The 9,278-nt window shown below is 65.2% G+C and carries 7 protein-coding genes and 1 riboswitch; of the genes, 6 read left to right on the top strand and 1 reads right to left on the bottom strand.

Translation table 11 applies throughout. The annotated features are described in order from the left end of the window. Positions 1 to 86 precede the first annotated feature (86 nt). The 6 genes from FFS37_RS17905 to FFS37_RS17880 all read left to right on the top strand — a co-directional run bounded on the left by FFS37_RS17905 (position 87) and on the right by FFS37_RS17880 (position 6,623). Positions 87 to 461, top strand: a complete 375-nt coding sequence (locus tag FFS37_RS17905) for a hypothetical protein (RefSeq protein WP_137932291.1) — start codon at positions 87 to 89, stop codon at positions 459 to 461. A gap of 107 nt (positions 462 to 568) precedes the next feature. Then, positions 569 to 778: riboswitch (cobalamin riboswitch) on the top strand. A 184-nt stretch (positions 779 to 962) separates the two neighbouring features. Continuing rightward, positions 963 to 2,918, top strand: coding sequence for a TonB-dependent receptor plug domain-containing protein (locus FFS37_RS17900; RefSeq protein ID WP_137932290.1), 1,956 nt, complete (start codon positions 963 to 965; stop codon positions 2,916 to 2,918). A gap of 3 nt (positions 2,919 to 2,921) precedes the next feature. Next, a complete protein-coding gene (locus FFS37_RS17895; protein WP_137932289.1) occupies positions 2,922 to 3,782 on the top strand; it encodes an ABC transporter substrate-binding protein in 861 nt (286 codons plus the stop codon). Further along, positions 3,779 to 4,780, top strand: coding sequence for a FecCD family ABC transporter permease (locus FFS37_RS17890; protein WP_137932288.1), 1,002 nt, complete (start codon positions 3,779 to 3,781; stop codon positions 4,778 to 4,780). The genes FFS37_RS17895 and FFS37_RS17890 overlap by 4 nt, the downstream gene beginning before the upstream one ends. Beyond that, positions 4,777 to 5,592 carry an ABC transporter ATP-binding protein gene (locus FFS37_RS17885; protein ID WP_137932287.1) on the top strand — a complete coding sequence of 272 codons (816 nt, stop codon included), beginning with the start codon at positions 4,777 to 4,779 and terminating at the stop codon, positions 5,590 to 5,592. The genes FFS37_RS17890 and FFS37_RS17885 overlap by 4 nt, the downstream gene beginning before the upstream one ends. A gap of 2 nt (positions 5,593 to 5,594) precedes the next feature. Continuing rightward, complete coding sequence (locus FFS37_RS17880) at positions 5,595 to 6,623, top strand: DUF6925 family protein (RefSeq protein ID WP_137932286.1); 1,029 nt, start codon at positions 5,595 to 5,597, stop codon at positions 6,621 to 6,623. 12 nt (positions 6,624 to 6,635) lie between these two features. Here the strand turns inward: FFS37_RS17880 and FFS37_RS35785 are convergent. Further along, on the bottom strand, positions 6,636 to 9,278 hold a 2,643-nt coding region (locus tag FFS37_RS35785; RefSeq protein ID WP_171026321.1), incomplete at its 5' end, for a beta strand repeat-containing protein.

Raw genomic sequence — 9,278 nt, 5'->3', positions numbered from 1 at the left:
GATCATCGCGACGCGACGGGAACGGATTTGCCCGCGATCGGAAAGCGATATCCATACCGCTTTTCCCGTTGAAGGGAGGCGCAGCCATGCGCAAATTTACACCCAGGACCATAGCGATCGCATCACTTCTGGCGGCAGCGCCGCTGTCGAGTGCCTACGCCGCACACCACCACAGGATGGAACCCGGGGGCATGTCCGTCGAGGCAAGAGCGATCCTCGATCAACTGCAAGGCGTGAAGCAGGGGATCGTCGAGGCAATGGATGCCAAGGCCATCACTCCCGAACAGGAGCACGATCTGATGGTGCAGGCCAACAGCATCCGCAGCTCGGCCTCAGGCGGCGGCGAATATCGGAGTCTGCTCGGCCAGATCGAGGACCTCGATCAGCAATTGCAGGACGATTCGGGCGGCGGCTTCTACATCGGCGACGGCGCCGATGGCGGCTACTATCCCAACGGCTGACGCTGATCGACAATTAGAAAACGGCGCTTCCGGCGGAAACTCCCCGGGGGCGCCAGGCTGCCAAGCGATCCGGCGAAGCGTGGTTGACGCCATCCGGATCGCTCGCTAGCTTCCCGTCCGGAACTGGTTCCGCCGCGAGGCGGATGAAAAGGGAACACGGTGAGGCCGGCACATCTGCCGATTCCGTGGCTGCCCCCGCAACTGTAACCGTTGAGCCATCTTCCTCGAAGCCACTGGAAGCGCGTCGCGCGACCGGGAAGGCGGAAGACCGGCGAAGACACGGAAGTCAGGAGACCTGCCTGTTCCGGTCACCCATGCACGAACACGGGGTGTGTTCATGCGCGGTCGCCCGTGGCGGTGACATTTGAGAAAGTGTTGCCGCAAGCCGGGACGGTCGGGGAAGATGGACGTGCCAAGAAATCTGCCACTCGCTTTCTGCCTGCGGTTTTTCAAAACCCGGGGCGACGTCACTCGCCTCGCCAGATTTTTCCAGGGGCAGACATGGTTCAACGGACATTCACGGCCGGCGCTTTGGCGCTGGCGCTGACAGGTATCGCCGACGCGCAGGAACAGACCGGCCAGGACAAGGCAACATCCCTCGAGAGGATTCTCGTCACCGACGGGCGCACGCCCATCGAACAGGAAAAATCCGGCCGCGCCTTCACCGTCATCACGGGCGAGCAATTGGAGAAGAACCAGGTGCGCTATGTCGCCGACGCGCTGCGTCAGGTTCCCGGCTTTGCCGTATCGCGCACCGGTTCGTTCGGCGGCTTCACGCAGGTGCGCGTGCGCGGCGCCGAGGCGAACCATTTGCTCGTCATGATCGACGGCGTCGAGGTCTCCGAGACATCGAGCGGCGAGTTCGATTTCGGCAGCCTGCTGGTCGATGACATCGACCGCATCGAGATCCTGCGCGGCCCGCAAAGCGCCTTCTGGGGTTCGAACGCCACCGGCGGCGTCGTCAACATCATCACCAGGCGCGGTGAGCGCAGCGGCTTCAAGGTCGATGCGCGCACCGAAACCGGCACCGACGGCACCTTCCTGGGCGGTGTCTCCTTGCGCGGCGGCGGCCAGAATTATGATGTCGCGCTGTCGGCCGCCTTCCGCCATACCGACGGATTCAACATCGCCGACAATGGCAACGAGAAGGACGGCGACCGCAACACGACGCTGAATGGCAAGGTCACGCTCGACCTTTCGCCCGACCTCACCGTCGACGCCACGCTGCGCTACGTGAACCGCAAGAGCGACACCGATCCACAGGACTTCAGGTGGGGCAGCGGCACCTATGGACAGGTCATCGATGGCCCGGACTGGACAGCGACGCGCGAAGTCTTCGGCTCCGTCGGCGCCACCTATGTCTCGATGGACGGCGCACTGACCCAGAAGGCCCGCTTCACCGGCAGCGACACGCACCGCGACAATTTTTCGAGCCTCGATAGCTTCAGTCCGAACACCTGGAACGACGGCAACCGCTACAAGGGCAGCTACCAGGCGAGCTACGGGTTCGACACGCCGGCGATGCTGGATGCCCACCACCAGTTGACGGCGGGATACGAATGGCAGCGCGAAACCTTCTCGCCTTCACACCTGACGCAGACCTTCAGCCGCCAAAGCAATTCCTTCGTCGGCGAATATCGCGGCGAATTCCTCGACCAGTTCTATGTCAATGCAGGCCTGCGCCGCGACCTCAACGACCGCTTCGAGGACGCCACCACCTGGAGCCTCAGCGGCGCGTGGAAGGTCCCCGACACCGCCACGCGCCTGCATGCGTCGGTCGGCACCGGCATCACCAACCCGACCTTCTACGAGCAGTTCGGCTATTATCCGGGCAGCTTCGTCGGCAACCCCAATCTAGAGCCCGAGGAAAGCACCGGCTTCGACATCGGTGTCGAGCAGGGTTTCTTCCATGGCGGGCTGGTCGTCGACGTGACGTACTTCAACCAGGACCTGACCCACGAGATCGCCACGGTCTTTGGCCCGGGCCCCGATTATCTGTCGTCGCCGGTCAATCGCGACGGCGTCAGCAAACGGCAGGGCGTCGAACTGTCGGCCACGGTCGATTTCTTCAACGGGTTCACGGCGACAGCGACCTATGCCTATACGGATGCCACAGAGCAGACCAAGGCCGGTGACCCGCGCCTCGAGGAGGTCCGCCGGCCGAAACACGCAGGCTCGCTCAACGCCACCTATGTCTTCGACGAGGACCATGCCCGCGTCTTCGGCGAGGTGGTCTTCAACGGCAAGATGCTGGACAATTCGTTCTCCATGGCGGGAACGACGCGCGTCACGCTCGGCGCCTACACCGTCGTCAATGTCGGCGGCAGCTATAAGATCAACGAACGTCTCGAAGCCTATGGCCGCATCGAAAACCTGTTCGACGAGCAGTATCAGGAAGTGTTCGGCTATAACACGCAGGGCCGCACGGCTTTCATCGGCCTGAAAGGAAACTACTGACCGATGGCGGGAAACCAGCGCCTTTCTTGCAGGCTCCTGGCGGGGACGGCGATCGCCGCCCTCGCCACCCCCTGTATGCCCGCATTGGCCGCCGAGGCGCCGAAGCGGGTCGTCTCCATGAACCTGTGCACCGACGAAATGGCCATGCTGATCGCCGGTCCGGGACAGCTTTATTCCGTCTCGTATCTCGCCAGCGACCCGGGTTCGTCGGTGCTGGCCGATCAGGCCGGCGCCTATGTGGTCAATCATGGTCTCGCCGAAGAGATCTTCCTGATGCAGCCAGACCTGGTCATTGCCGGCACCTACACGACCCGCATCACGGTCGCACTGCTGCGGCGCCTCGGCTTCCGGGTCGAGGAGTTCGCGCCGGAAAACTCCTTCGACGAGGTCAGGGCCAATCTGCAGCGCATGGGCGACATTCTCGGCCGGCAGCAACGCGCCGGTGAACTGGTGGCCGAACTCAATGCCGGCCTCGCCGGGCTCGCGGCGAGCAAACCGCCGAACAAGACCGTCGCGCTCTATTACGCCAACAGCTACACGTCGGGTTCTGGAACGCTGGCCGACGCCATCGTCAAGGCCTCGGGCCTGACCAATATCGGCGATACGCTGGGCCTCGCCGGCACAACTAAACTACCCCTCGAACAATTGCTTCTCGCCGATCCGGATATCGTCGTCGACGGCGACAGCCGTTACGCGGCGCCGGCGCTCGCGCAGGAGAATTTCGTCCATCCGGCCTACAAGGCCCTGTCGGGTAAGAAGGTCGCCATTCCAGGCAAATACACCATCTGCGGCGCCCCCTTCACGCTCGAGGCCGCGCGTATCCTTCAGGACGCTGCCCGCCAGAAAGAAGGGGCGGCGCCATGAGCGAAGGCGCGCGCTACCGGCTGGTGCTCATCCTTCTCGCGCTGGCGACCTTCATCCTTTTCCTGTTGTCGCTGACCGTCGGCCCGGCGGCGATCGGCTTCGGCGACAGCCTGTCGGCGCTGTTTTCCGACAAGCGCGATGCCATCGCGCTGATCATGCGGGAAATCCGCCTGCCGCGCGCCATCCTCGGCCTGATGATCGGGGTGACGCTTGGCCTGTCGGGAGCGGTGCTTCAGGGCTGGCTGCGCAATCCGCTGGCCGAGCCCGGCCTGCTCGGCGTCAGCGCCTCGGCCTCGCTCGGCGCGGTGATCGCCATCTATTCCGGCTTCTCCGCCATGTTCGCGCTCGGCCTGCCGCTGGCCGCGCTTGCCGGCGCGGTGCTGGCGGTGTTCGTTGTCCAGGCCATGGCCGGCCTGCGTGGCGGCGCACTCACCATCATCCTGTCGGGCGTCGCGGTTTCCGCCTTCGCCGGCGCCATGACCTCGCTGGCGCTCAACCTCTCCCCCAATCCGTTCGCCGCGCTGGAGATCATGTTCTGGATGCTGGGCTCGCTCACCGACCGTTCGATGACGCATGTCTGGCTCGCCGCGCCCTTCATGCTTGCCGGCTGGGCGATGCTGGCGAGCCTTGGCCGTTCGCTCGATGCACTGACGCTCGGCGGCGATGCCGCCGTCAGCATGGGGGTCGATATCAGGCGCGTGCAGTTCCTGGCCGTGTTCGGCACCGCGGCTTCTGTCGGCGCCGCCACGGCGGTCGCCGGCGCCGTCGGCTTCGTCGGGCTGGTCGTGCCGCATGTGCTGCGGCCGCTGGTCGGCGCCCGGCCCTCGCGCCTACTGCCGGCCAGCGCGCTCGGCGGCGCTTCGATGCTGCTCGCGGCCGATATCCTGGTGCGGATCATAGCGCCGGGCCGCGACCTCAAGCTCGGCGTGCTGACCGCGATCGTCGGCGCGCCGTTCTTCCTGTGGCTGGTCTACCGAACGCGGAGGCAATTGCCGTGAGCCTGCTTTCCGTTTCCGGCCTGCGTGTTTCGCTGGGCGGCAAGCCGGTGCTCCACGGCGTGTCGCTGGACATCGCAGCCGGCGAATTCGTCGGCCTGATCGGGCCCAATGGCGCCGGCAAGTCGACCTTGCTGCGCGCGGCGCTGGGCCTGGTCCGCGGTGAAGGCCGCATCGCCATCGATGGCAGCGAAACGCTCTCCATTCGCCAGCGCGCCAGGCGCGTCGCCTATCTGCCGCAGGAACGCGATATCGCCTGGCCGGTGTCGGTCGAAATGCTGATATCGCTCGGCCGCGCCCCGCACGGCACGGCCTTTTCGCGACTGGGCGCCGAAGACATCGAAGCGATCGATCGCGCCATGACGCGCATGGAAATCTCTGCATTTCGCGACCGGCCGGCGACCGAATTGTCCGGCGGCGAAAAGGCGCGCGCGCTGATTGCCCGCGCGCTGGCGCAGGGCGCACCGCTGCTTCTGGCGGACGAGCCGACCGCCGGCCTTGACCCCTCCCATCAGATCGCCTCGATGCAGGTCTTCGCCGATGTCGCTTCGGAAGGCCGCGCCGTCGTCGCCTCCATGCACGATCTCGGCCTGGCGGCGCGCTGGTGCTCGCGGCTGGTCCTGCTCGACCGCGGCGTTGTCGTCGCCGACGGGGCGCCGCGCGCTGTTTTGACCGCCGAGCGGCTGCGCACGATCTACGGCGTCGAGGCCTATCTCGGCGAAGCCATGGGCGGCATGGTGATCCAGCCCATGAACGTCGTCACCGCCGGCGCGGCGGCACAGGAAGACAAGGCACAGGAAGAAAACGGGGAGTAGCCATGGGCGATCTCGAACATCTGCTGCGGCGGCATCTGGCTGATTGGCGCACCGGCTGGAGCATGGGCAGCTTCGGCGCCATCGCCGAATTCCATCAGGACGCCGGCGAGGTTCCCGTCGTCGATGATCCGCGCAATCTGCTGCGCGCGACCAGGCGCGGCGCCATTCATATCGACCGCCGCAGGCTGGCCGGCATCCGCCCCGTCGCTTATGAGACGGTGAGCCCCAAACGTCATCGCTGGAGCCAGGCCGTATCGCTCTGCCTGTCCGACGCCCAGGCACGGCGGTCGGCGCGGCCGGTGCTGACGGAACTTGGACCGGACGATGACGCCATACGCGGCATCGACCGCACCGGCATCCTGTTCGACATGGGCCTGTCGTTGCCGCAATGCGATTTCTGTATCCGCACCAGCGACCCCAGGCTGCTCGCAACGCTGAGGTCGGGGCTCGGCCGTTCGCTCTTCGAACACGACAACCCGGCCCTGATGGCGATCCTTGGCGCCCATCCGCATCGCGTGGCGCTGACCAATATCGGCCGCATCGAGGTCTACCAGAAGATCGGCGGACCCGACACGGGCGGTGTATCGCCGCCCGGGCCGCACACGCACCTCCTGCCAAAGCTGCTAAGCAGCGGCCGCACCCATTCGGCCAATACGCCCATTCCCGAACACCTCATGCCGCTCGGTTCGCTGCACCCGGGCAATCCGGTGATCGGCGCCATGGGCGAGGACCTGCCGTTCGACGATGGCCTGCATCGCGATTTCCAGACCTTGCTCGACGGCTATGGCACTCCCGAGATCGTGGCGGTGAAACGGCGCGTGGCCGACGGACTGGCGAGAGGCGAGCCGCCGGAGGCCTTCGACACGCCCGCCAATCGCTTCGCCCGTTCCGCCGTGCGCCTGACCCTGCGCCAGCAGGCCAGGCTGGCCCAGCATCTGGGCGATGCGGCGCTCGGCCAGGCGGTCGCTCGCTGGCAGAAGGTCCACGATCAGGGCGCCGAGGGCGAGGACGACGACGCCCCCGGGCACTGATTTCCAGGCGCTCTACTGGATGGACGCGGCGCAGACGGCGGCGGTCTCCGCCAGGGTCTGGCAGAAGGCAGGACCATCAAGGCGCGGATCCTCCAGCAGCGTCTGCACATCCCCGCTGGCCGGCTGCCCGGTGAAGAACACCGGAACCGGCTGACCAGCGCCATGGCTGGCCGCGCTGTATGCGACGACGCTGGCGGTATCGACCGGGGGCACGACACTGCTTGGCTGCACCACGAGGTTCGCGCCGACATAGGTCAGATCGTAGTTGGCCGAGGCGGCAAGGCTGCCCCGTTCGATGGCGTAGCTGCCGGGCGCGCTTGCCGTGGTCGCATCGGTCGAGAGTGCGCCGCTCAACGTGTCGCCGCCGACCAGCCCCAGACCGCCGATCGTGTAGGTAAGCGAAGGGTTGGGCATGCCCTGCGCCCGGCTTTGCGCGTCGGCCACGACCGTGATGGTGCGTTTGCCGATGGTGAAATCGGCATCGGTGAAAGTGATGTCGTAGTTGGCATTGGCCGCGTTGGTCAGCGTGCCCTGGCCGATTGCGTAGATGCCGGCGTCTTCGCCGGCGGCACGGTCGAGCGCGCCGACAAGCGCAGCGCCATTGCCCAGGCTCGACGTCGTGTAGCCCAGGGATGACGGATCGGCATTGCCGTAGATCTTGCCCTGCCCCGAATTGGCGGTGACCGTCACCGCCCGCTTGCCGATCGTGAAGTTCGCACCATCAACGAAGGTGATGTCGTAATTCGAATTGCCTCCATTGGTCAGCGTGCCCTGCCCGATGGCATAGCTGCCGGCATCCTCGCCGCTTGCCCGGCCAAGCGCACCGACAAGGGCCGCGCCACTGCCGAGACTCGACGTGGTGTAGCCATAGGTCAACGGATCGGCATCGCCATAGATCTTGCCCTGGTTGGCGCTTGCCGTGACCGTCACCGACCGCTTGCCGATGTTGAAGGTCGAGCTGTCGAAGGTGATGTCGTAATTCGAGTTGGCCGCGTTGGTCAGCGTACCCTGGCCGATCGCGTAGCCGCCGACATTTTCTCCGGCCGTGCGATCGAGTGAGCCGACAAGAGCGACGCCAGTCCCGAGGTCGGAGTAGGTGAAGAGGTAGGACGACGGATCGGCATCGCCATAAGTCTTGCCCTGGTTGGCGCTCGCCGTGACCGTCACCGCCCGCTTGCCGATGCTAAAGTCGTTGCTCTCGAAGGTGATGTCGTAGTTCGAGTTGGCCGCGTTGGTCAGCGTTCCCTGCCCGATGGCATAGCCGCCGACATTCTCGCCGGCCATGCGATCGAGTGAGCCGACCAGCGCAACACCCGTACCGAGATCGGAGTAGGCATAGAGGTAGGACGACGGATCGGCATTGCCGTAGGTCTTGCCTTGGCCCGCCGTCGCCGTAACCGTGACAGCCCGCTTGCCGATGGTGAAGTTGGTTCCGTCCACGAAGCTGATGTCGTAGTTCGAATTGTTGAGGTTGGTGATGGTGCCCTGGCCGATGGCGTAGTTGCCCACATCTTCGCCCGAGGCGCGATCGAGCGCCCCAACAAGCGCAACGCCGGTGCCAAGGCCTGACGTGGTGTAGCCCAGGAATGAGGGATCGACATTGCCGTAGGTCTTGCCTTGGTCCGCAGTGGCCGTGACGGTCACGGCCCGCTTGCCGATGGTGAAATTCGTGCCGCCCACGAAGGTGATGTCGTAGTTCGAATTGTTGACGTTGGTCAGCGTGCCCTGGCCGATTGCGTAGCCGCCGACATCTTCGCCCGAGCCCCGGTCGAGCGCGCCAACAAGGGCGACACCGCTGCCAAGCCCAGACGTGGTAAAGTCATAGGTCGACGGATCGGCATTGCCGTAGGTCTTACCCTGGCCTGCCGTCGCTGTGACCGTCACCGCCCGCTTGCCGATCTTGAAGGTCGAGCTGTCGAAGGTGATGTCGTAGTTCGAGTTGGCTACGTTGGTCAGCGTTCCCTGGCCGATGGCATAGCCACCGACATTCTCGCCGGCAGCCCGGTCAAGCGCACCGACGAGTGCCACGCCAGTGCCGAGATCGGAATAGCTGTAGCCGTAGGACGATGGGTCAGCGTCGCCATAGGTCTTGCCCTGGTTGGCGCTCGCCGTGACCGTGACCGCGCGCTTGCCGATGGTGAAGTCGTTGCTCTCGAAGGTGATGTCATAGTTCGAGTTGGCTGCGTTGGTCAGCGTTCCCTGGCCGATGGCATAGCTGCCGACATTCTCGCCCGAAGCGCGATCGAGTGCGCCAACCAGTGCCGTACCAGTCCCGAGGTCGGAGTAGGTGTAGAGGTAGGAAGAAGACGGATCGGCATCGCCGTACGTCTTGCCCTGGTTGGCGCTCACCGTGACGGTGACCGCACGCTTGCCAATGTTGAAGGTCGAACTGTCGAAGGTGATGTCGTAATTCGAGTTGGCCGCGTTGGTCAGCGTGCCCTGGCCGATGGCGTAGCCACCGACATTTTCGCCGGCCGTGCGATCGAGTGAACCAACCAGTGCCGCACCAGTTCCGAGGTCGGAGTAGGTGTAGAGGTAGGACGACGGATCGGCATCGCCGTAGGTCTTGCCCTGGTTGGCGCTCGCCGTGACGGTGACCGCCCGCTTGCCGATGGCGAAGGCGCTGCTCTCGAAGGTGATGTCGTAATTCGCATT

This window comes from Mesorhizobium comanense, from assembly GCF_005503535.1.
GTDB classification, from domain to species: Bacteria; Pseudomonadota; Alphaproteobacteria; order Rhizobiales; family Rhizobiaceae; genus Mesorhizobium; species Mesorhizobium comanense.
This window is presented reverse-complemented; position numbering and strand designations above follow the sequence as displayed.